The organism is Piscinibacterium candidicorallinum (assembly GCF_047549485.1).
In the GTDB taxonomy this organism is placed as follows: Bacteria; Pseudomonadota; Gammaproteobacteria; order Burkholderiales; family Burkholderiaceae_C; genus Piscinibacterium; species Piscinibacterium candidicorallinum.
The window spans coordinates 339,685-360,450 of record NZ_CP180191.1 but is presented as its reverse complement, the minus strand read 5'-3'; the positions used below and the strand labels follow the sequence as shown (position 1 = coordinate 360,450).

The window sequence follows — 20,766 nt, the reverse complement described above, 5'->3', positions numbered from 1 at the left end:
CGGATGAAGCCCCTTCGGCTCGCACATACTGCGCTCGGTTGTGCAGGCATCGTTGCGGTAGCCGGCATCGCCGTTGCGGGCCTGTCGCTGCCGCACCGGCTGGATGCGGCCTTGGCCGTTTTCGGGATCGCTGCATTCGTGGTTCTCGCCTTTGACACCGCACAGATCGTGCGCCACGGAACACGGACCACTCAGGCGCAGGCGTATTCGGGCGCCGGAGGAGATCTTCTGGGCTTTGCACGCTGGGCTCTAGCCACCGTGCTGGCCGTGCTGCTCGGAACGCCTCTCGCACGCCTCGTCGGCTGAGCGCCCGGGCGTTCCTATTCGGCGCGTGAAGCAACCACCTTGCGGCGGCTGAGTTCGTCGAAGTCCGTGGCGAGTGACTCCAGGAACTCCTGCGCATGCTTGCGCTGCGCGGGTGTGGCGCTCGCGCTGATCTGCGCCAGCGCGGCCGCGCTGCCGCGCATGACCTGATCGAAGTACGCGCGGCGCATCGGATCCGGGCTCGGCCGGGTACGGTCATACAGCGCAATCAGTTCGCCGGCGGCACGCGGTGCCGGCAGCGCCAGCTTCTGCACCTTGGTGAAGGTGGCGACCGAGTCGTCCTGCACGCGACGGCGTTCGGCGACGAACAGGGCGTGGTCCAGCGGGCGCGCGTCGCTCGCGGCACGCAGGGCGCGCTTCTGCTCGGCACTCAGGCTGCCCCAGATGCGCTCGGCCACGCGCAGCAGATCGTCATAGCGCTCCTCGCGCTGTTTGGCCGGGCTGGGTTCGATGTATTCCTTGGTGAGCTCGCGTGTGCGCTCGTCCATGGCCTTGCGCATGTGTGCGAGCTGTCTGGGTTGCAGGCTCGTGACTACAGGTGCCATCTCCTCGGCAAACCGGGCGACGCTGCGGTCCGCGCGGCGCTCCAGTTCGGCGATGACGCGCTCGAACTCGTCGGTGCTCATCGCCCGCGCAAACTGCGGCTTGAGGCTGCGCAGCCAGCGCGAATACTCCGGCAGCTCTTCGTAGCGGTGCCAGGCGAAGAACTGCTGCATCTGGCGGCGGGCGACCGCGTCCTGCGCATCGTCCAGCGCGAGGTACTTGTCCACGCGCGACATGGCCACCAGATCGGCGTTGCGATAGCTCACCTGAACGGCCACGCCGTTGCAGCCGGCTGTGGTCAGCACGGCGGCCGCCGCGCAGACGCTCAATACAATCCCACGCAGTCGATTCACGCCGGCGCGAGCACCCGCCTGCGCAGCGCATGCGGCGCTCGCAAGGGGCAAAGAATTCGCGTCATGCACCAATCTGGAAGGCATCTGTAATGAATGTTGTGATCCTGGCAGCCGGCAAGGGCACTCGCATGCGATCGCAGCGGCCCAAGGTGCTTCAGCCTCTGGCGGGTCGCCCGCTGCTGACGCACGTGCTGCAGACCACCAAGAGCGTTGCAGATTCTGCGCCCATCGTGGTCGTCGGCTACGGAGCAGAGATTGTAAGAGCGCACTATGACGCGCGTCTGACGGATACCCCGCAACTTCGGTATGCCTTGCAATCAGAGCAACTCGGCACCGGGCATGCGGTACAGCAAGCGCTGCCCATGCTCGAGGGCGAGGGCCAGACGCTGATCCTCTACGGCGACGTGCCGCTCACGCGTGTCGACACCCTGCGCGCCCTGCTGGACGCTGCGGGCAGCGCCAACGTGGGCCTGCTCACCGTGAATCTGCCGGATCCGACCGGCTACGGGCGCATCGTGCGCGGCGCGGATGGCCGCGCGCAGCGGATCGTCGAACACAAGGACGCCACGCCCGCAGAGCGCGAGATCACCGAAGTCAACACCGGCATCCTGGCCGTGCCCACGCCACTTCTGCGCACCTGGCTGGGCAAGCTCACCAACCACAACGCCCAGGGCGAGTACTACCTGACCGACATCATCGGCATGGCCGTGGCCGAGGGCGTGGCGGTGAACACCGTGCAGCCAGCCTTTGCGTGGGAAGTGGAAGGCGTGAATGACCGGCGCCAGCTGGCCGCGCTTGAACGCACCTGGCAGCGGGTGCAGGCGGATCGTCTGCTCGAAGCCGGCGTGACGCTGGTGGACCCGGCGCGCATCGACATCCGCGGCGCGCTCACCTGCGGGCGCGACGTGCTGATCGACGTGAACTGCGTGTTTGAAGGTACGGTGGAGCTGGCCGATGATGTGCACGTCGGCCCGAACTGCGTGCTGCGCGACGTGCGCGTGGCTGCGGGTGCCCGCATCGAAGCCTTCAGCCATCTGGCCGAGGCGCAACTTGGCGAGCGCTCGGACGTCGGCCCCTTTGCCCGCCTGCGGCCCGGCAGCGTGCTCGGCGCCGGGGCCCATGTGGGCAACTTCGTCGAGATGAAGAAGGCCACGCTTGGCGACGGCAGCAAGGCCGGCCACCTGAGCTATCTGGGCGACGCGACCATCGGCAAGAACGTCAACATCGGCGCCGGCACCATCACCTGCAACTACGACGGTGCCAACAAGCACCAGACCGTGATCGAGGACGATGTCTTCATCGGCAGCGACAGTGCCCTGGTGGCGCCTGTAACGGTGAAACGCGGCGCCACCCTGGGCGCCAGCACGACGCTGACCAAGGACGCGCCGGAAGGAAAGCTGACCATCTCACGTGCCAAGCAGACGACGGTCGAGGGCTGGACACGGCCGGTCAAGAAGCCCAAGGGCTGAAGCACTGCAGTATGCGCATCTACCAGGTCGGCGGTTCGGTGCGCGATGCCCTGCTTGGGCGGCCGGTGAATGACCGCGACTGGGTCGTCGTCGGCGCCACTCCAAAGCAGATGATCGGGGCCGGCTACCGCCCAGTGGGGGCAGACTTCCCGGTCTTTCTGCACCCGGAAACGCAGGAGGAATTTGCGCTGGCCCGCACCGAGCGCAAGACGTCCGCGGGCTACCACGGCTTCGTGTTCCACACGGACCCCGGCGTCACGCTCGAGGAAGATCTTGCGCGCCGCGACTTCACGGTCAACGCCATGGCGCAGGATGCCGATGGCCAACTCATCGACCCCCATGGCGGGCAGGCAGACCTGGCGGCACGGCGCTTTCGCCATGTGAGCGACGCCTTTGCCGAAGACCCGGTGCGGATCCTGCGGCTGGCGCGCTTCATGGCGCGCTTTACGGACTTCTCGGTCGCGCCCGAGACCCTGGATCTCTGTCGGCACATGGTCGCGGCCGGCGAGGTGGACGCGCTCGTGCCTGAGCGGGTCTGGCAGGAGTTGAGCCGCGGCCTGATGGAAGCGCAGCCCTCGCGCATGTTTGAAACCCTGCGCGCTTGCGGCGCCCTGCGCCGCCTGCTGCCCGAGGTGCACGCCCTCTGGGGTGTGCCGCAGCGCGCCGACTACCACCCCGAGGTAGACACCGGCGTGCACCTGATGATGGTGCTGGATGCGAGCGCCCGGCTCGACGCCCCGCTGCCCGCACGCTTTGCCTGCCTGATGCATGACCTCGGCAAGGGCACGACGCCAGCCGACATCCTGCCGCGGCACATCGGCCACGAGCAGCGCAGCGTGGATCTGGCACGGCGTGTGTGCGATCGGCTTAAGGTGCCCAATGACTGCCGCGAACTCGGCCTGCTGGTGGCCGGCGAGCACGGCAACATCCACGCCTGCTTGAGCTTCGGCGCGGCCGCGCTGGTACGTCTGCTGGAGCGATGTGACGCCTTGCGCAAACCGCAACGCTTCGAGCTTGCGCTGCTGGCTTGCGAGGCTGACGCGCGCGGTCGGCTGGGCATGGAGGACCGCGTCTATGCGCAACGCGAGCATCTGTTACGGGCCTTGCACGCCGCGCACGGCGTCGACGCGGGGGCTGTGGCAGCACTTCATCAAGGCAAGCCACAAGCCATTCGCGACGCCATCCACGAGGCACGCATTCGCGCGGTTGCCGACCAGTGCAAGGTCGCCTAGCTCACGCGCGCTGTCACTGTTTGCGCGCCCCTGGCGTCCTCAAGTTTGACTGGATGTCGCCGAAAAGCAGTAAGCGCATCTGCGGCGCGTCGCCTTAGCCATGCCCCAAGCCCTCCTCTCGCCACGCGTCTTTGCTGCGCCCGCCACCCCCAGCGGCAGATCGGTCCGGTGGCTCATCAGCGCACTCACGGTGTTTGGCTTGATTCCCGTGGTCTGGCTGTGGAACGCGCAAGCGAACCAGCAGCAACAGAATGCGCAAAGTGTCGCCCTGATCGTGGCGGAATCCGCTCGCACTGCCATCGTGGCTCGGGACCGCGCTGCCGCCCAGTCGCTCCTTGATCTGCTCAGCATTCTTCCCCACCGACGGTGCATCGAACTCACCGACGCCACGGGTGGCGCGCTGGCGCGCCTGGGTGAATGCCTGACCCTCGCGCGCCCCGTCGCTGCAGGCGGGAGCTTGATGGACGGTGAGCTTCGCGTCGTCCAACCTATCCTCGATCAAGGCCGAACGGTCGGGCAGGTCGTCGTCGTGCGAGATCTCTCTGAGCCCCGGAGCGAGACGCTCACCCAGGTGTTCGGCATCGTGGCGGCGATTGTTCTGTTCGCGCTCGCGTTGCTGACTGTTCAGGCCGGTATCGAGCGAACGGGGCGGGCTGCGTTGCGCCGCGTTCGTGACGGCCTGGCTCGCATGGGCGACGTAGACGGTCCCTTGACGCATCTGCCGGACGCTACCGACCCAGACGAAGCGGAAGTGAGTGACGGCATCAATCGGTTGATTGACGAGTTGAGCCGGATGAGAGCTGTGCTGGCCGCGCGTGCACCTCTTCTGGACGAGGGCCGACTGACCGCCCGGGTGCAGGAGCTTGAGGCTGCGCTTGTAGAAGCAAAGCAGGACACCGTGTCAAAAGGGCGGTTTCTTGCGCACATGAGTCATGAGATCCGGACCCCGATGAGTGGCGTACTCGGCATCACCGAGCTCCTGCTCAGCCAGGCGAGGGATCATGCGCAGCGCCAGCTGCTTCGCACCCTGCAGGACAGCGGGCGCAACCTGCTGGCGATCATCAACGACGTGCTCGATCACTCGAAGATCGAGGCGGGCCGCATGACCCTGGAGCGCGTACCGACGTCCTTGCGGCGTACGGCGCGGCACTGCGTCGACTTGCTGCAGCCTCTTGCACTGGATAAGGGGATCGAGCTGCGCCTCGAACTGGACAGCCAGCTGCCACGCGTCGTGATGACTGACCCCGTGCGCTTGCAGCAAGTCATGACCAACCTGGTCAGCAATGCCGTCAAGTTCACCGAGCAGGGGCATGTGCGTCTCGTCCTGCGATTGGTGGGACGCTCGCCCTCCTCCGTACAGCTGATCCTGGAGGTTGTGGATACAGGCATCGGGATGAGCCCGGAACAGCAGGCTCGTCTGTTCACAGACTTCTCGCAGGCGGAGCGGTCCACCACCCGCAAGTACGGGGGCACCGGCCTGGGCCTGTCGATTGCCTACCAGCTCATCGAGCTGATGGGTGGCAAGCTGCGCGTCGAGAGCTCGCCCGGTCTGGGATCCAGCTTCTCGGCTGGGTTCAGTGTGGATCTGCCGGGCGACGACTTGCCGGAAGGGTTCAGTGCAACCCAGTTCAGTCAGACACTTGCCAGCACGTCGCTTCTTCCTACAGATGTGCTGCCTGGCGCTGCACCCCGCACGTTGATGAACGAAGCCCGCGAAGACGGCGAGGCCGTTGCGACCGTATCGGATCTCGCAGGGATGCGGCTGCTCATCGCTGAAGACAACGCGGTGAACATGCTGGTGCTGACCGCCATGCTTGCGCGCTACGGCTGCGTGCTGACCACCGTCACCGATGGCTTGCAGGCGCTGACCGCCTTGCAACGACAACAGTTCGACATGGCGCTGCTTGACTGCGAGATGCCCGAACTCAGTGGTTACGAAGTCGTGAAGCGTTGGCGCGCGCGCGAGCTGGCCATGAAGCTGCCGCGCACGCCCTTCGTGGCAATCACTGCGAATGCACTCTCCGAGGACATTGACCGTACTCTGCGTTCCGGCTTTGACGACCACGTGAGCAAGCCCTTCACACAGCAAGATCTTGAGGATGCGCTGCTGAGCAACATCATTCACCCCGGTTCAGTGCAAAGCCGTCAGCTCGCTGCTGCACCCTGAGCCGGCAAGAGCCGGTGGCCGCGGTCGCCACGCGAGAAGCCCTCAAGCGCCACATCGACACCCCGCGTCAGGGCCAGCACCTTGAACAGCTCGCCCATCTCGGCCTCGGACAGCAGCTTCTGCACCGGGGCGATCAGGCGGGTGTAGGCCAGCGGGTCTGCGGCCGCATCCCGTGCAGCGCTCGCCGCCAGATCCAGCAGGCCGCAGTTCATCAGGAATCGAGCCTGCGAGGTGTAGCCCGCCAGGCTGAGCCCACTCTGCACGCCGGCCTGCGCGATCGCAGTGAAGTCGACGTGCGCGGTGATGTCCTGCTCCCCGGCCAGGGCGAGCACGTCGTCCACGCTGCGCTGGCGCGCAAAGCCCATGAGCGTGCCCATGTGGCGCTCCGGGTGGTAGTACTCAGCTTGCGGAAAGCCGTAATCCAGCAGCAGCAACGCGCCCTGCTTCAGGCTGCGCGCGAGCGTGTTCACCAATGCCTCGGCCTGGGGATTCACTTCAGTTGAATAGCAAAACCCAGCATCCATGCGCCTTTCCAGACCAAAATGGCTCGAAAGCCGTGCCAGACAAGCGAAAAGCCTTTCCGGAGCGGGCCGTTCCGTCCAGACAAAGCGGCCCGGGTGTGTCCCGTCCTCGCTCACCATGCGCTGCCACGCCGCGCCGTCGTGCCACGCCATCGCCTCGCAGGGCAGGGCGTCCAGCACTTCGTTGCCGAGCATCACGCCGCTGAAGGTGTCGGGCAGCGTACCGAGCCACTGCACGCTGCCCGCATGGGCCGCCAGGGTCGCGCGTTGCGCCTCACGCAGGCTGGTGGACACATCCAGGATCTGCCACTGCACATCAACATGGCCGAGCGCCGCAAGACCATCAAGCGCATCGCGCGCCAGCTTGCCGGTGCCGGCACCGAGCTCCAGCACCACAGGTGGCACGCCTGACTCAAAGAGCTGCGCGAGCTGCACCGCGAGGGTGCGGCCGAACAGGGGCGTCAGTTCGGGGGCGGTGATGAAGTCGGCCTGCTCGCCCATCGGTGTTGCACGCGTGTAGTAGCCCAGACCCGGCGCGTACAGCGCCAGGTCCATGAAGCGCGAGAAGGGGATGGCCCCGCCGGCGGCTTGAATCTCGCGGGCGATGAGGCGCTGTAGTTCGGTCACGGGGCGGGATTGTCGCACCCGGTCTGGCGCAGCCGGAGTGCCCCGGAGCCGGGCGTATAGTCCGCGGCATGGCTGCCTCTGCCTCCACCCCCACTGCCGCGCCTGCAGCGCCCGCGCCGCGGCGCGCCGTGCTCGTGACCGGCGGCGCACGCCGTCTGGGGCGCGAGATTGCCTTGATGTTCGCCCGCTTTGGCTGGGACGTGGCCGTGCATTACGGCAGTTCCGCCGGAGACGCCGCCAAGACCACAGCCGAGATCAAGCAGCTTGGCGGCCGCGCGATCAGTCTGCATGCCGATCTGAACAGCGAGCGCGAGACCCTTGCGCTGGCCGGCGCAGCCATGAAGTCGCTCGGCCGGCTGGATGCCATCGTCAACAACGCCTCGCTGTTCGTGAACGACACGGCGGCCGACTTCACGCGCGACAGCCTGCTGCGCCACATGGTGCCCAACCTCGCCGCGCCGATCATCCTGGCCCGGGAATTCCACAAGCTGCTCGGCGAGACCGGTCAAGGCGTGGTCATCAACCTGCTGGACCAGAAGCTCTACCACTACAACCCTGACTTCCTGAGCTACACGCTCTCCAAGGCCGGCCTGCAGGCCGCCACGGTCATGCTCGCACAGGCGCTGGCACCACGCGTGCGCGTGATCGGTGTGGCGCCGGGCCTCACGCTTCCCAGCTACCTGCAGAAGGACAGCAAGGATTTCGAGCGCGGTCAGAAGCTGAGCCTGACCGGCAAGTCCAGCAGCCCAGCAGACGTGGCTGCCACCGTGCTATTTGCCGCGCAGAACCAGTCCATGACCGGCAACGTGCTCCTCGTCGACGGCGGCCAGCATCTCATGGGCCTGCAGCGCGACGTCAGCTTCCTCTGATCTCCCGTCTCAAGCGATGCGCCGAATCTTCCTCGATCGCCTGCGCGTGCAGGCCTCCATCGGCATCCTGCCGCATGAACTCGAAAGCAAGCAGCCCCTGCTGATCAGCGCAGAAGTGCGCATGAACGATGCCCCGCTCGTACCCGCGCACGACGAGGTGCGCGAGGTGCTGGACTACCGCCGGGTGCGCCAGATTGCGCTCGACGAGGTGAACGCCGGGCATATCAACATGCTCGAAAGTCTGGCCGGCCGCATCGCCCAGCATGTGCTGGCCCTGCCCGGCGTGAGCGCGGTGGTGGTGCGGGTCGACAAGCCGAACATCTTCCCGGACTGCGACGGCGTGGCCGTGGAAGTCTCGGGCCAGCGCTGAAGCTTTCGAGGGCGCCTAGAGCAGCGTGGCCATCGCCTGCTCGGCTTCCTTGAGCACCTCTTCATACTCGCTCACGGCACGACGCACGACGGCGGCGTCCTGTGTATTGAGCGCCGCCTCGAAGCGGCTGCTGCATTCGCCGATCCACTGCCGCAGGTCGCCCTTGGCTTCCTGGTACAGCCGATCACCGCGCGCCAGTAGCTCGCGGTTGCGCAGGTTGTCGCGCGGGTGCATCTTCAGTTCCGCGAGCTTGCCCAGTCGCTCTCGGATCTCGTCCGGGCCCAAGGCCTGACTGCCACTGGTGATGACCATGCTGCGCTTGCTGCCCGTGCCACCGACTTCGACTTCCACTTCCAGGATGCCGTCGTTGTTGTATGTGAAGCGCACATCCACATAGCCCTCGCCACGCGGCTTGCGCGGCACTTCGATATTCATCTGGCCGAGTGCAATGTTCTCCGAGGTCAGGCGCGACTCGCCCTGGAAGACCTTCAGATCGATCTGGGTCTGGTTGTCGTTCATGGTGAAGAAGCGCTCGACGCGGGACACCGGCACGATGGTGTTGCGCTCGATGACCGGCGAGAACAGCCCGCCCTGCACCCGGCCCGGCGCAATCTCACGCGCCGTTTCCACGCCCAGCGAGTAGGGGCACACATCCGTGAGCATGACTTCGGACAGCGCCGCGTCATCCGCCTTCAGGCCGGCCTGAACCGCTGCACCCAGAGCCACCACCTCATCCGGGTTGAGCTTGGTGTTGGGGAAGCGACCGAACATGCGCGAGACCAGCTTGCGCACGATCGGCATGCGCGTGGCGCCGCCGGCCAGTACCACTTCTTCCAGTTCGCTGGGGCGAATACGTGCATCGCGCAGCGCACGCTCCACGGGCGCACGCAGCCGGGCCAGCAAGGGCTCGCTCAATGTCTGCAGCCGGGCTTCGTCCAGCAGCATCTCGCGCACCGCACCGCCGTGCTCGAAGCGCACGCTGGCCTGCGCCGCGACCGAGAGTTCGCGCTTGGCCCGCTCCAGCCCGGCATACAGGCGTTCACGCTGCTGGGCACTGAGCTGCGCGGCATCAATGCCATGCTCAGCGCAGAAGGCCTTGATCAGCGCCTCGACAAAGTCCTCGCCGCCTAGGAAGTTGTCGCCAGTGGATGCGCGCACTTCCATCACGCCCTCGAACCACTCCAGCACACTCACATCGAAGGTGCCGCCGCCCAGATCAAAGACCAGGAATCGGCTCTCCTTGCCGCGCGTATTCATGCCGTAGGCCAGTGCAGCGGCCGTCGGTTCGTTGAGCAGCGACACCTGCCGGAAGCCCGCGAGTTCGCCCGCTGCGTGCGTGGCCTTGCGCTGTGCGTCCGAGAAGTACGCCGGCACCGTGATCACTGCGTCGGTCACGGTCTGGCTGAGGCTGGCTTCGGCGTCGTGCTTGAGGCTTTGCAACACGAGCGCGGACAGCTCCTCCGGGCGGAAGCTGCGGTCCGCGAGGCGAAACTCCTTCTTGCTACCCATGTAGCGCTTGAAGCGGGCGGCCGTGCGCTCGGGGTGCGTGCGCAGGCGCTCCAGCGCGGCCTGCCCGACCAGCACGCTGCCATCGGCGTCGATGCTCACCGCGGAGGGCGTGAGGGTGCTGCCCAGGGCGTTCGGTATCATTTTTGGGGCATGTCCATCCCACACGGCCACAAGACTGTTGGTCGTGCCCAGATCGATTCCGACGATCACCTTGCCACTCTCCCTCTGCCCCTTCTGACGCCAAAACGCTGTGTGGGACGAACTCGGTATTGAAGTCACGGCGGACGAATCCACGATCCGCCGCGCCTATGCGCGCAAGCTCAAGGCCCTCGGCCGCACGCCGGACCCGGAGCGCTTTGCAGCGCTGCGCGCCGCCTATGAGCAGGCACTCTGGGATGCGCAGCAACCCCGGGGCGTTGCGGATGCGGACGCACCCGCCGCCGCAAAGCCGCACGATGCTACCAACGCCCCGATCGCCAACGCCCCGGTGCCCGACACCGTTGCCGACGATTCACCGAGAATCGTCCACGCCGCGCTCGCCAGCCCGGTGCGCCCCGGTGACATCGACGACCACGCCACCCAGGACGGCGATGCGTTTCCTGACACGGTGCCGCTGGCATTGCTGGACCTTGAAGGCGTGGCGCAAGCAGAACCCGCCGATCTGCAGGCGACTTACGACGTCGCCTTCGAGCTTGGCAAACGCGCCCCCCAGGACATCGAGGATGAGCTCACGCGCCTGCTGGGCGAACCGCGGCTCTTTGCCATCGAGGCCCGCAACGCGTTTGAGGCCGGCGTGGCCGATGGAGTGCTGGCCGGTGAGGCCTCCGCGGAGATGGTGCAACGCGTGCTGGACTACTTCGGGTGGAAGCCGGTACTCAACGCACGCACCCGTGCGGATGCCCAGATCGCCTGGCTGTACGAACGCATCGACATTCTCAAGGCGTGGCAGGCGCTGCAGGACCTGCGCCGCACGCAGCCCCTGCTGGGCGACATGCTGGCGGGCAAGCGCCCGCAGGACTTCGGGTGGCAGCGCTGGTCCGGCGCACTGAGGCAGCGCGTGCAGTGGGTGTTTCACAACATCAACAGCGCCGAGCTGATCGATGCCACACGCCACCCGGCCTTCCCGCACGACACCTTCAAGCTCTGGCATGACTGGCTGCAGACGCCGGTGTATTGGCCCAGCCATGTCGTGGGCGCATTGATCTTCGGCGGCTACATGACGCTGTCATTCGGTGCTGAATTCGTGGCCCGGCTGGGTATCCCGCCCGGCTGGACGGCTGCGCAGCTCGAAGATCAGCTTGTTTCTTGGCCGGTGTTTGCCCTGTGCGCCGCGTTGAGCCTGGGTCTCGCCCTCGGATTCACACGCCTGCACCAGCGCCTGGACCCACCGGAGGCCGTACGGTTGCACGGGACCGGGCCGCGCTACGCGAAGCTCTTCGGCATCGCGAGTAGCGCTTTCGTCATCTGGCTGCTCGCTGCGTCCTTCATGATGCCGGCGGGTTGGCAGTGGGTGCTTGTGCCTCTCGGCGTGGCGGTGTCCTGGATGGCCTGGCCCATGCTGGGGCTGCGTCTGGGCAGCATCAGCACGGTGCTTGCGGCCTGTGTACTCGGCCTACCGGCGGGCATCGGGCTGGCCGGCCTGATGCTGACCGAACCCGCACCGCTGTTCGGGATCTGCCTCATGCCGGTGCTTGCGGTCTGGATCATGCAGGGCAAGGCGCTCATGCTGCGCAGTGAGCAGGTTCCGGCCGAGCTGGTGCGTGCGGTGTCGATCATTGCGGCCTTGGGGCTGGTGTTGCTGCTGATCGGCAGCAATGAGTGGTCTTCGCAGCTCAACCCCGTGGCCCGAGCTGCACTGGACGCAGCCGTGATTGCTGCGCTCGCTGGCCTGTCGGCAGATGTGATCGTCACGCTGCTGGGTGCATTCAGCTCGCAGCTGCTGGGCACCGTACTGGCCGCGCTCGCGGTGATCGGCGTCGTTGCATTCGGCATCGGCACTGCCGCTTCCAGCGCGCACGATTCGGGGCGCTCCACCCTGCTCACCGAGCATCCGCTTTGGGGCATCGGCGTCGGCGTGCTGGTCGCGCTTCACCTCTGGCAAGCCTTTCGGGCGCATCGCTACCTGACCGCGCAGCAATCCGGCTCATAAAATGCAGGGTTTGGCGTGAGGCAAGCTCACGCCGCCAGCCCGAGCCTGCCGCATGAACGCCCCGCTGCCCGAGGGATTGACCCTCGCCCCCGAAGCCAGCCAAGACGACGCCGCCGCCCGCACCCAGCGCGAGCGCAAGATCGCCTTCGAGAACAACAAGCTCGAAAAGCGCCTGCACCGCCTCGTGGGCAAGGCGATCGACGACTTCAACATGATTGAGGAGGGCGACCGCGTGATGGTCTGCCTGTCCGGCGGCAAGGACAGCTACGCCATGCTGGACATTCTCATGGCGCTGCAGCGCCGTGCGCCGATCCGCTTCGAGCTGGTGGCCGTCAACCTGGACCAGAAGCAGCCGGGCTTTCCCGATCACATCCTGCCCGAATACTTCCAGAAGCTCGGCGTGCCCTTCCACATCGAGACGCAGGACACCTACTCGATCGTCAAGCGCAACATCCCCGAGGGCAAGACCCTGTGCAGCCTGTGCTCGCGCCTGCGGCGCGGCATCCTGTACCGCGTGGCCGGTGAACTGAAGTGCACCAAGATCGCGCTGGGCCACCATCGTGACGACATCCTCGCCACGACCTTCCTGAACATGTTCTACGGCGGGCGCATGAAAGGCATGCCGCCCAAGCTGGTGAGCGACGACGGCCGGAACATCGTGATCCGGCCGCTGGCCTATGTGGCCGAGAGCGATCTGATCCGCAACGCCGAGATCAAGCAGTACCCGATCATTCCCTGCAACCTCTGCGGCAGCCAGGAAAACCTCAAGCGCCGCGAGATGATCAACATGATCCGCGCCTGGGAGAAGAGCCACCCCGGCCGTGTGGACAATGCATTCAACGCGCTGTCACGCATCACGCTGTCGCACATGCTGGATGCGACCCATTACGACTTCAAGAACCTCAAGACCACGGGCAGCCCCTTTGCGGGCGGCGACATCGCCTTCGACGACGAGCCCTGTGCCGATCCGGCCGAGGGCCAGGTGATCTCGATCACCCGTTTTGACGACTGAGCGGCTGCGAACCCGCGCTACTGGCGTGCACTGCGCACGTTGGCCGGCAGCGCGGTCGGGTAGTTGGCGCGGAAGGGGTTGATGTCCAGCCCGCCGCGCCGCGTGTAGCGCGCGTACACGGCCAGCTTGGTGGGGCGGCACTGGCACAGGATGTCCATGAAGATTCGCTCGACGCACTGCTCATGGAACTCGTTGTGGTTGCGAAAGCTCACGATGTACTTGAGCAGCCCGGCCTCATCGATGGGATGACCGTAGTAGCGGATCTGCACGCTGCCCCAGTCGGGCTGGCTGGTCACGAGGCAATTGCTCTTGAGCAGGTGACTGACGACCAGGTCGTCGGTGGGTGATTCGTCCTCGTTCACACGCAACAGGCTCGGATCGGGCGTGTAGGTGTCGCAATCCACATCGAGCCGGTCCAGCAGGCGGCCATCGAGTTCCTGCACGCGCTCGCCGGAAAACCCGTCCTGCTCGGTGAGCTTGATGCCCACGCTGGCACCCGCGGCCTCGCTGAGGTCATGGGAAAGCAGCGCACGCAGTGCGTCGATGTTGGCGAGCCGCGTGTTGTTGAAGCTGTTCAGGTAGAGCTTGAAGCTCTTGCTCTCGACGATGTTCGGGCTCTCGGCCGGCACCGTGCATTGCAGCAGCGCGACCTGCGGCTTGCCCTTGGGGTTGAGCCAGGACAGCTCGTAGGCGTTCCAGATGTCTGCGCCGAAGAAGGGTAGCGTGCCAGACACGCCGATCTCGTCACGCTTGGTGCTGCGCGCGATGGGGAAGAGCAGGCTGGCGTCGTATTGATCAACGTAGCCGCTGCTGCGACCCAGCTGGGACTGCTCGGGGGTGTTGCTTGAGGATGCCATGGCGCAATTTTCGCCGATGGCAGCGATCACCGCTCAGGCATTGGCCACACCGTGGGGCACATGCCCGGTGGGCACCGCCTCGGCCGCACCCACGCAGTGGCGCGTCTGGTCATCGAAGAAAAAGTCCGGCTCGAACTCGCGCAGGAAGTCGCGCTTCTCCAGCCCGCCCAGAAACATGGCCTGATCCACCGTGATGTTCCAAGCCATGAGGGTGCGGATGGCGCGTTCGTGCGCCGGCGCACTGCGTGCGGTGACGAGCGCCGTACGGATGCGCAGGGGCACGTCCTGCCCGGCCACGGTCTGCAGGCGGTGCAGTGCAGCCAGCAGCGGCGCGAAGGGGCCGGGCGGCAGGGGCTTGCTGGCGCGCTCGGTCTCGTGAGCTGTGAAGGCCTGCAGGCCGTCGCTCTTGAAGACGCGCTCGGCCTCGTCAGAGAACAGCACGGCGTCGCCGTCAAAGGCGATGCGGATCTCGTTGGGGTGGCTCTCAGCCTCCTTGCGCGAATTCGGGAACACGCGCGCAGCGGGAAAGCCGGCTTCCAGCGCAGCGCGCACGTCGTCGTCGCTGGCAGAGAGAAACAGATTGGCCTTCAGGGGCCGCAAATACTTGTAGGGCGTCTCGCCACGCGTGAATACGCCCCGCTCAATGGCCAGGCCAGCTGCCTTGGCGCTGTGGAACATGCGCAGCCCGGATACGGGGTCATTGCGCGAGAGAATCACCACCTCGACGCGCTGCCCGGCCTCCGTATTGAAGGCGAGCAGCTTGCGCACCAGCGGCATGGCCACCCCAGGCGGCGCCGGCACATGCTCGCGCTCGCGCTGCAGGGCTACGTAGGCGGCCTCGCCCTCGGCTTCGTAGACGCGGTTTTCGTCCTCGAAGTCGAACAGGGCACGACTCGACACAGCGACGACAAGCTTGTCTTCAAGCGTGACACCCATGACGCTATTTCCGACCGGCGTCGACGGCGAGCGTCAGCTTCACGTCGATGCCAAAGCGCTGCGCGGGGCACTTGGCCTGCGCAAGAAAAGCGCTCACGTTCGGCACAAACAGGCTGGCGTCGGCTGCGTCCATGCCCTGCTGGCCGACCAGACGCACATTGGCGAGCTTGCCGTCCGGTTGCAATCGCACCAGCAGATTGAGCGTGCCCTTCATCGGCCGCAACGGCTCGGTTTCCGGGTACTGCAGCACGGCCGTGCCGAGTTCGCACACGACCTTGCGCGGCTGCTTGGCCACCAGCAGATCGAGCTCGAGCTGATTGGCCTGCGCTCTCGGCGCTACAGCTCCGGCCAGGAGCAGGGCAATCACGACGAAGGGGTGATGCGACATAGCTTCAACGAAGGAAGAGGCGATAGGCTGGATTATCCGTCTCGTCCCAGTGCCGGTAGCCGAGATTCTTCAGGAAGCTGCGCAGCTCCTTCTTCTCGTGGCTGGGGACCTGCAGCCCCACAAGAATGCGTCCATAGTCCGCGCCCTGGTTGCGGTAGTGGAACAGGCTGATGTTCCAGTCCGGGTGCATGGTGTTCAGAAAACGCATGAGTGCGCCGGGCCGCTCTGGGAACTCGAAGCGGTAGAGCAGCTCGTCCTTGGCCAGCGACGACCGCCCGCCTACGAGGTGGCGCACATGGGTCTTGGCGAGTTCGTTGTCCGTGAGATCGATGTTGGCGAAACCGGCCTTCTTGAAAGCGCGCGAGATGGCTGCGCTCTCGTCGCGCTTTGAGATCGACAGACCCACGAACACATGCGCTTCGCTCGAGTCGCTGATGCGGTAGTTGAACTCGGTCACATTGCGCGGGCCGACAGCCTCGCAGAAGCGCTTGAAGGCGCCGCGCTCTTCGGGCAGGGTCACTGCAAAGACGGCTTCGCGCGCTTCGCCAACCTCCGCGCGCTCTGCCACAAAGCGCAGACGATCAAAGTTCATGTTGGCGCCGCAGGCAATGGCCACCAGGGTCTTGCCGCGCGCACGGTGCTGCTCCACCCACTTCTTGGCGCCGGCCACAGCCAGTGCGCCGGCGGGCTCGAGCACGCTGCGGGTGTCGGTGAACACATCCTTGATGGCCGCGCAGACTTCGTCCGTGTTCACGCGCACGAACTCGTCCACATACTTCTGCACCAAGCGGAAGGTCTCGCCGCCGACAAGCTTCACCGCCGTGCCGTCGGAGAACAGGCCCACATCCTGCAGCTGCACCCGCTTGCCAGCGGCCACGCTCTGCGCCATGGCATCGCTGTCCTCGGTCTGTACGCCGATGATCCTGACCTCGGGGCGGACCTGCTTGATGTAGGCCGCCACCCCTGAAATCAGCCCCCCGCCGCCGATGGCGACGAACACGGCATCCAGCGGCCCCTGGTGCTGGCGCAGGATCTCCATGCCCACAGTGCCCTGCCCGGCAATCACGTCCGGGTCATCGAAGGGGTGCACGAAGGTGAGCTTGTGCTTCTTCTCAAGCAGGACAGCATGCTGGTAGGCGTCCGAGTAGGAATCACCATGCAGTACCACCTCTGCACCACGGGCCTTGACGGCATCGATCTTGACCTGCGGTGTGGTCACCGGCATCACGATCACGGCCTTGCAGCCCAGGCGCTGTGCGCCCAGGGCCACGCCCTGTGCATGATTGCCGGCGCTCGCCGCGATCACGCCGCGCTTCAGGCTGGCTGCGGGCAGATGCGCCATCTTGTTGTACGCGCCGCGCAGCTTGAAGCTGAACACGGGCTGCTGGTCTTCGCGCTTGAAATGGATCTGGTTGCCCAGACGGGCGGACAGCTGCGGCGCATGTTCCATCGGGGACTCGATCGCCACGTCATAGACCCGTGCCGTGAGGATCTTCTTGAGATAGTCCTGTCCCATGTGTCTTTGCGCTCCCTCGCAAGGCCTGTGCTTTGGCTTGAGTGTATTTGGCTGGCGGATGACAAAATGCCTGCGACGCTACTGCGGTGAGTCGGGCTTCGCTGCGCATCCGCAGATCTCGGATCATCGGGCGCAGCCCGGTCATTGTCGGCCCGCGGGCCAGAAGTCATGCGCGGCTGCGCAAGCGGCCAGAATCATTGAAGCGCGAGCGCTGAGGTCATGGACGCCTTCGTACAGTGGTTGATGAACACCTTCGCGCTGCCCCAGTTCGGGCTGACGATGGTGTTTCTGGTCGCCTTCGTGTCGGCCACTCTGGTGCCGATGGGCAGCGAGCCGGTGGTGTTCGGCTACATCAAGCTCAACCCGGACCAGTTCTGGCTGTGCATCCTCGTGGCGACGATCGCCAACACCCTCGGGGGCATGGTCAATTACGCACTGGGCTGGGGGGCGTATCAGGCTGTGGCCCGTGAAAAGCAGAACCCGCGCGCGCTTGCGTGGCTGGAACGCTTGGGGCCCAAGGCGATGTTCTTCAGCTTCCTGCCCGCGGTGGGCGACCCGCTGACTGCCGTGGGCGGCTGGCTGCGCATGCCATGGCTGCCCTGCCTGCTGTGGATGACGGCGGGCAAGCTGACACGCTATGTGGTGATGACCAGCCTCTTGCTCTGGGTGCCGGACGGGGTGTGGGCCTGGCTGCTGATACCGCTGCGCTGGTTGTTCGGCGCCTGATCGGCTCGGCGGCAAAGCGTCCAGAGCGCCTTTCCGCTTGTCCCATGCGGGTTTCCAGCCATTTTGGCCTGAAAACCCGCACCAGAAGCCGATCTACGTTTTGATATCCGGGCCTGATCAGCGCTTCTTGGGCCCCGGAATGACCTGCCCAGCCTGACGCAGCGTGGCGCTGACTACCTCGCCCTTGGTGTCGCGCGTGAACTCCACCACCGCGCCGACCGCCTTGACCTCGATGCGATCCGTACCCGCGACCTCCGCGGGGATCGACGGCTGACCCGTCCCCTGGATCTTGAGCACGCCACCCTCTTCAAATACCCGCAGGCTGAAGCTCGGTGCCAGTTGATATTCGCCGGCCCAGTCCTTCCAGGCCGGGTTGGTGGCACTCGGTGCCGGCCGGCTGCCCTTGCGCACGCCCTCCATGACGCCGCCGCCCTGCACCCAGCGGAAGGTGTTGACCTTGCCATCCTGCAGCACCGGGGTCAGCGTGGCACTGGTGACCGTGGGGTAGAAGTCGCCGCGGCTGTCGTAGAACAGTTCGAATGCGCCTTGGCCCTGCGCCTGGGTCATCAGCTTGCCGCCCTCGGTCCAGATGCGGATCGGCAGGCCGCTCAGCTCCCACTCACCCTCCATGGCCTTGCGCAGCGGCTCGGGAATGGGCTGCTGCACGCGCGGCTTGCCCAGCGGGCGATTCAAGCCCATCAGCGGGCCGGCGACGTCGGACAGACTGCCCAGGTCGGCCAGCGCCGTGTCGGTCAGAATCACCACAGCGCGTTTGGCCGCCGGTTCAAAGCTGACTGCGGACGAGAAACCGCCCGTGCCGCCTTCATGGCCGATAAGCGTGCGGCCCTGCACCGTCTGCACCAGCCAGTTCATGCCGAAGCCGCGCATCAGCGGCTGCTGCGTGAGCTGCATGGTCTTCAGCAGGGGCGTTTCGATCAGCCCGGTCTGCGCCTGGGCGTAGCGGATCATGTCATTGAGGCTGGCGCGCACCATGCCCACGCCCGCCAGGTTGGGCGTCACGGTCCAGGCGGACGTACGCTGCGCCGCGGGTGTAAAGCCCTGCGCCACGACGACGCCCTTGGGCGGCTTGACCACGTACGCGGTCTTCATCCCCAGCGGCTCGAACAGCCTGCTCTTGAGCGCAGCTTCAAAGTCATTGCCATGGGCTCGCGCCACCGCCAGCGACAGCACCATCATGCCGAAGTTCGAATACTCAGCCTGACTGCCGATCGGCCGGCTGAGCTTCACGTCACCCAGCGAGTCCAGCAGATCCTTTTCCGTGAGGCTTGCGTAAGGGTTGTCAGGCTGCGTCACCTTCATGCGCGAAGGCAAGGCCGGCAGCGCCGAGGTGTGGGTGACCAGATCGCGCACCGTGATCTGGCGCTCGCCCTGGCGCGGCACGGCGGTCCCCAGAGGCAAATGCTTGGCGATGGGGTCGTCAAGCGACCACTTGCCCTGCTGGATCAGATCGGCCACCAGAAACGCCGTCATCGTCTTGGTGACCGAGCCGATCTCGAACACCGTGTCGTCAGTCAGCGTGCGCTGGGCCTTGGGGTTGGCGCAGTAGCGCGCGCGCCGTACTTGCGCGCCTTCGATCACCGCAGCGACGACACAGGCGCCGGTGCGGTCGTTTTCGAATCGCGCCTTGAGCTGCTCGGTCAGCGCGGGATCGTCTGCGGTCTGGGCGAGGGCGCTGGCGCCCAGGGCGAACAGGCTGCCCATGGCGGCGGCTTTCAGGGGGGTGCGGATCATGGCGCGGCCTCACTCGGTGCATTGGGATGACCGAATTCTGGGCGAGCAGCCCGCTTCCCCGCCAGCGTCTGCTGGACGAACCCACACATCCGTGCGATGAAGCGCCGCGCCGCCCACATCAGCGGCGGCGCTCTGTGGCGCTCAGGCCTCGATCAGCCCGGCCGCCGCAGTCTGGTTGGTGGCTGCATCAATCAACACGAACCGGCCGGTTGCACGATGCGCCGCGTAGGCATCTGCCACCAGCGGCTGTTGCACTGCCAGCCGCACGCGGCCGATGTCATTGAGCCCGAGCCCGTCTGCCGGTTGATGCACCAGGCCCTGCAGGTCCAGGCGCGATTCGAGCGCTAGGATCTTGGCCTGCATCGTGCGCGTGCCGTGCTTGATGAGATAGCGCCGCGCCGGGTTCAGCGGCGTGCTGTCGAGCCAGCACAGCTCGGCGCTCAAGTTCTTCGCACCGCTCGCCGGATCGGCCGCGGCCACCAGCATGTCGCCACGCGACGCGTCGACATCACGGTCGAGCACCAGCGTGACGGCCATGCCGGCTTGCGCCTCTTGCAGCTCGCCGTCGAAGGTGATGATGCGATCCACCACCGCACTCACGCCGGCAGGCTCGATACGCACGGCATCGCCCACCCGCACACGGCCTGCCGCCACCGTACCCGCCAGCCCGCGGAAGTCATCCACACGGCTGCCGCCCACGCGGTTCACCCACTGCACCGGGAAGCGCAGCCTGGCGTCTTGCGCCGCCTCGCCGGCGGGAAGGGTCTCGAGCACTTCCAGCAGCACCGGGCCTTCGTACCAGGGGGTATTGCGCGAGGGCACCACCACGTTGTCCCCGCGCAGGGCAGACACCGGAATGACCGCGGCCGGCACGGCGCCAAGCTGTTCCGCCAGCGCTTCAAACGCCGCCTTGATCTGGTTGAACACGGCCTCGGAATAGTCCAGCAGATCAATCTTGTTGACCACGGCAATCAGATGACGCACGCCGAGCAGATTGACGAGCGCCGCGTGGCGCCGGGTCTGCTCAAGCAGCGCGCCGTCCTTCACCCGCGTGGCATCGATCAGCAGCACCGCAGCATCCGCCGTGGATGCGCCCGTGACCATGTTGCGGGTGTACTGCACATGACCCGGGCAGTCAGCGATGATGAACTTGCGCACCGGGCTGGCGAAGTATCGATACGCCACATCAATCGTGATGCCCTGCTCACGCTCGGCCTCCAGGCCGTCAGTGAGCAGCGACAGGTCGATCTCCTCGCCTTCGGTGCGCTTGTGGCGCGAGTTGGTCACCGCCAGCAGCTGATCGGACAGCACCGCGCGAGCGTCATAGAGCAGGCGGCCGATCAGGGTGCTCTTGCCGTCATCCACGCTGCCGCAGGTGATGAAGCGCAGCACGCCACGGTCTTCGAGGGTGTTGATGGGTTCGGCAATCGCGTTCATGACTCGGTT

18 protein-coding genes are annotated in these 20,766 nt (G+C 66.0%); 9 read left to right on the top strand and 9 right to left on the bottom strand.

Annotated elements, in window-relative coordinates; genetic code table 11:
* The first annotated feature begins 3 nt into the window (after positions 1–3).
* Positions 4–306 carry a hypothetical protein gene (locus ACMDW7_RS01655; protein ID WP_377303640.1) on the top strand — a complete coding sequence of 101 codons (303 nt, stop codon included), beginning with the start codon at positions 4–6 and terminating at the stop codon, positions 304–306.
* A gap of 14 nt (positions 307–320) precedes the next feature.
* Here the strand turns inward: ACMDW7_RS01655 and ACMDW7_RS01650 are convergent, their stop codons facing one another.
* Positions 321–1,172: a DUF6279 family lipoprotein gene (locus ACMDW7_RS01650; RefSeq protein ID WP_377303642.1), complete on the bottom strand. Its 852-nt coding sequence runs from the start codon at positions 1,170–1,172 to the stop codon at positions 321–323.
* A gap of 137 nt (positions 1,173–1,309) precedes the next feature.
* Here ACMDW7_RS01650 and glmU point away from each other — a divergent pair, with 137 nt between their 5' ends.
* The 3 genes from glmU (at position 1,310) to ACMDW7_RS01635 (ending at position 6,088) form a co-directional block, all read left to right on the top strand.
* On the top strand, positions 1,310–2,689 hold the full coding sequence (gene glmU, locus ACMDW7_RS01645; RefSeq protein ID WP_377303644.1) for a bifunctional UDP-N-acetylglucosamine diphosphorylase/glucosamine-1-phosphate N-acetyltransferase GlmU: 1,380 nt from the start codon (positions 1,310–1,312) through the stop codon (positions 2,687–2,689).
* Positions 2,690–2,700: 11 nt separating this feature from the next.
* Positions 2,701–3,921, top strand: coding sequence for a multifunctional CCA addition/repair protein (locus tag ACMDW7_RS01640; protein ID WP_377303646.1), 1,221 nt, complete (start codon positions 2,701–2,703; stop codon positions 3,919–3,921).
* Positions 3,922–4,021: 100 nt separating this feature from the next.
* Positions 4,022–6,088: an ATP-binding protein gene (locus ACMDW7_RS01635; protein WP_377303648.1), complete on the top strand. Its 2,067-nt coding sequence runs from the start codon at positions 4,022–4,024 to the stop codon at positions 6,086–6,088.
* On the opposite strand, the gene ACMDW7_RS01630 is transcribed toward ACMDW7_RS01635, so the two are convergent.
* Complete coding sequence (locus ACMDW7_RS01630) at positions 6,067–7,236, bottom strand: class I SAM-dependent methyltransferase (protein ID WP_377303650.1); 1,170 nt, start codon at positions 7,234–7,236, stop codon at positions 6,067–6,069. The genes ACMDW7_RS01635 and ACMDW7_RS01630 overlap by 22 nt on opposite strands.
* 68 nt (positions 7,237–7,304) lie before the next feature.
* Here ACMDW7_RS01630 and ACMDW7_RS01625 point away from each other — a divergent pair, with 68 nt between their 5' ends.
* Together ACMDW7_RS01625 and ACMDW7_RS01620 are read left to right on the top strand one after the other, a co-directional pair.
* The gene (locus ACMDW7_RS01625; RefSeq protein WP_377303652.1) at positions 7,305–8,105 is read left to right on the top strand and encodes an SDR family oxidoreductase; all 801 of its coding nucleotides are present in this window, start codon (positions 7,305–7,307) and stop codon (positions 8,103–8,105) included.
* Between the two features lie 16 nt (positions 8,106–8,121).
* The gene (locus ACMDW7_RS01620; protein ID WP_054126682.1) at positions 8,122–8,475 is read left to right on the top strand and encodes a dihydroneopterin aldolase; all 354 of its coding nucleotides are present in this window, start codon (positions 8,122–8,124) and stop codon (positions 8,473–8,475) included.
* 15 nt (positions 8,476–8,490) lie between these two features.
* Here the strand turns inward: ACMDW7_RS01620 and ACMDW7_RS01615 are convergent, their stop codons facing one another.
* Positions 8,491–10,194: an Hsp70 family protein gene (locus tag ACMDW7_RS01615; protein WP_377303654.1), complete on the bottom strand. Its 1,704-nt coding sequence runs from the start codon at positions 10,192–10,194 to the stop codon at positions 8,491–8,493.
* Positions 10,195–10,234: 40 nt separating this feature from the next.
* Between ACMDW7_RS01615 and ACMDW7_RS01610 the strand changes: the two genes are divergently transcribed.
* Together ACMDW7_RS01610 and ttcA are read left to right on the top strand one after the other, a co-directional pair.
* Entirely contained in the window at positions 10,235–12,133 is a 1,899-nt protein-coding gene (locus ACMDW7_RS01610) for a hypothetical protein (protein WP_377303656.1), read from the top strand.
* Between the two features lie 52 nt (positions 12,134–12,185).
* Positions 12,186–13,145, top strand: coding sequence for a tRNA 2-thiocytidine(32) synthetase TtcA (ttcA, locus tag ACMDW7_RS01605; RefSeq protein WP_377303658.1), 960 nt, complete (start codon positions 12,186–12,188; stop codon positions 13,143–13,145).
* 17 nt (positions 13,146–13,162) lie between these two features.
* Here the strand turns inward: ttcA and queF are convergent, their stop codons facing one another.
* From queF to ilvA, 4 genes are read right to left on the bottom strand one after another with little or no spacing between them, the layout of a single operon-like run.
* Entirely contained in the window at positions 13,163–14,002 is an 840-nt protein-coding gene (queF, locus tag ACMDW7_RS01600; protein WP_377303660.1) for an NADPH-dependent 7-cyano-7-deazaguanine reductase QueF, read from the bottom strand.
* A gap of 33 nt (positions 14,003–14,035) precedes the next feature.
* Positions 14,036–14,938: a 5'-nucleotidase gene (locus tag ACMDW7_RS01595; RefSeq protein WP_377303662.1), complete on the bottom strand. Its 903-nt coding sequence runs from the start codon at positions 14,936–14,938 to the stop codon at positions 14,036–14,038.
* 4 nt (positions 14,939–14,942) lie between these two features.
* Positions 14,943–15,326 carry a hypothetical protein gene (locus ACMDW7_RS01590; protein ID WP_377303664.1) on the bottom strand — a complete coding sequence of 128 codons (384 nt, stop codon included), beginning with the start codon at positions 15,324–15,326 and terminating at the stop codon, positions 14,943–14,945.
* Between the two features lie 4 nt (positions 15,327–15,330).
* A complete protein-coding gene (ilvA, locus tag ACMDW7_RS01585) occupies positions 15,331–16,842 on the bottom strand; it encodes a threonine ammonia-lyase, biosynthetic (protein ID WP_377303666.1) in 1,512 nt (503 codons plus the stop codon).
* Between the two features lie 219 nt (positions 16,843–17,061).
* Between ilvA and ACMDW7_RS01580 the strand changes: the two genes are divergently transcribed.
* The gene (locus ACMDW7_RS01580) at positions 17,062–17,568 is read left to right on the top strand and encodes a YqaA family protein (RefSeq protein ID WP_377303668.1); all 507 of its coding nucleotides are present in this window, start codon (positions 17,062–17,064) and stop codon (positions 17,566–17,568) included.
* A 117-nt stretch (positions 17,569–17,685) separates the two neighbouring features.
* Here ACMDW7_RS01580 and ACMDW7_RS01575 read toward each other — a convergent pair whose 3' ends face one another.
* Together ACMDW7_RS01575 and ACMDW7_RS01570 are read right to left on the bottom strand one after the other, a co-directional pair.
* A complete protein-coding gene (locus ACMDW7_RS01575) occupies positions 17,686–19,320 on the bottom strand; it encodes a serine hydrolase (protein ID WP_377303670.1) in 1,635 nt (544 codons plus the stop codon).
* 141 nt (positions 19,321–19,461) lie between these two features.
* Positions 19,462–20,757 carry a sulfate adenylyltransferase subunit 1 gene (locus tag ACMDW7_RS01570; RefSeq protein WP_377304273.1) on the bottom strand — a complete coding sequence of 432 codons (1,296 nt, stop codon included), beginning with the start codon at positions 20,755–20,757 and terminating at the stop codon, positions 19,462–19,464.
* Between the last annotated feature and the right edge of the window lie 9 nt (positions 20,758–20,766).

Bases quoted from the DNA above. Each gene is read 5' to 3' on its own strand.
- queF (WP_377303660.1), bottom strand. From the start codon at position 14,002: ATGGCATCCTCAAGCAACACCCCCGAGCAGTCCCAGCTGGGTCGCAGC.
- ACMDW7_RS01570 (WP_377304273.1), bottom strand. From the start codon at position 20,757: ATGAACGCGATTGCCGAACCCATCAACACCCTCGAAGACCGTGGCGTG.
- ACMDW7_RS01635 (WP_377303648.1), top strand. From the start codon at position 4,022: ATGCCCCAAGCCCTCCTCTCGCCACGCGTCTTTGCTGCGCCCGCCACC.
- ACMDW7_RS01590 (WP_377303664.1), bottom strand. From the start codon at position 15,326: ATGTCGCATCACCCCTTCGTCGTGATTGCCCTGCTCCTGGCCGGAGCT.
- ACMDW7_RS01595 (WP_377303662.1), bottom strand. From the start codon at position 14,938: ATGGGTGTCACGCTTGAAGACAAGCTTGTCGTCGCTGTGTCGAGTCGT.
- ACMDW7_RS01620 (WP_054126682.1), top strand. From the start codon at position 8,122: ATGCGCCGAATCTTCCTCGATCGCCTGCGCGTGCAGGCCTCCATCGGC.
- glmU (WP_377303644.1), top strand. From the start codon at position 1,310: ATGAATGTTGTGATCCTGGCAGCCGGCAAGGGCACTCGCATGCGATCG.
- ACMDW7_RS01575 (WP_377303670.1), bottom strand. From the start codon at position 19,320: ATGATCCGCACCCCCCTGAAAGCCGCCGCCATGGGCAGCCTGTTCGCC.
- ACMDW7_RS01640 (WP_377303646.1), top strand. From the start codon at position 2,701: ATGCGCATCTACCAGGTCGGCGGTTCGGTGCGCGATGCCCTGCTTGGG.
- ACMDW7_RS01625 (WP_377303652.1), top strand. From the start codon at position 7,305: ATGGCTGCCTCTGCCTCCACCCCCACTGCCGCGCCTGCAGCGCCCGCG.
- ACMDW7_RS01580 (WP_377303668.1), top strand. From the start codon at position 17,062: ATGGACGCCTTCGTACAGTGGTTGATGAACACCTTCGCGCTGCCCCAG.
- ilvA (WP_377303666.1), bottom strand. From the start codon at position 16,842: ATGGGACAGGACTATCTCAAGAAGATCCTCACGGCACGGGTCTATGAC.
- ACMDW7_RS01655 (WP_377303640.1), top strand. From the start codon at position 4: ATGAAGCCCCTTCGGCTCGCACATACTGCGCTCGGTTGTGCAGGCATC.
- ttcA (WP_377303658.1), top strand. From the start codon at position 12,186: ATGAACGCCCCGCTGCCCGAGGGATTGACCCTCGCCCCCGAAGCCAGC.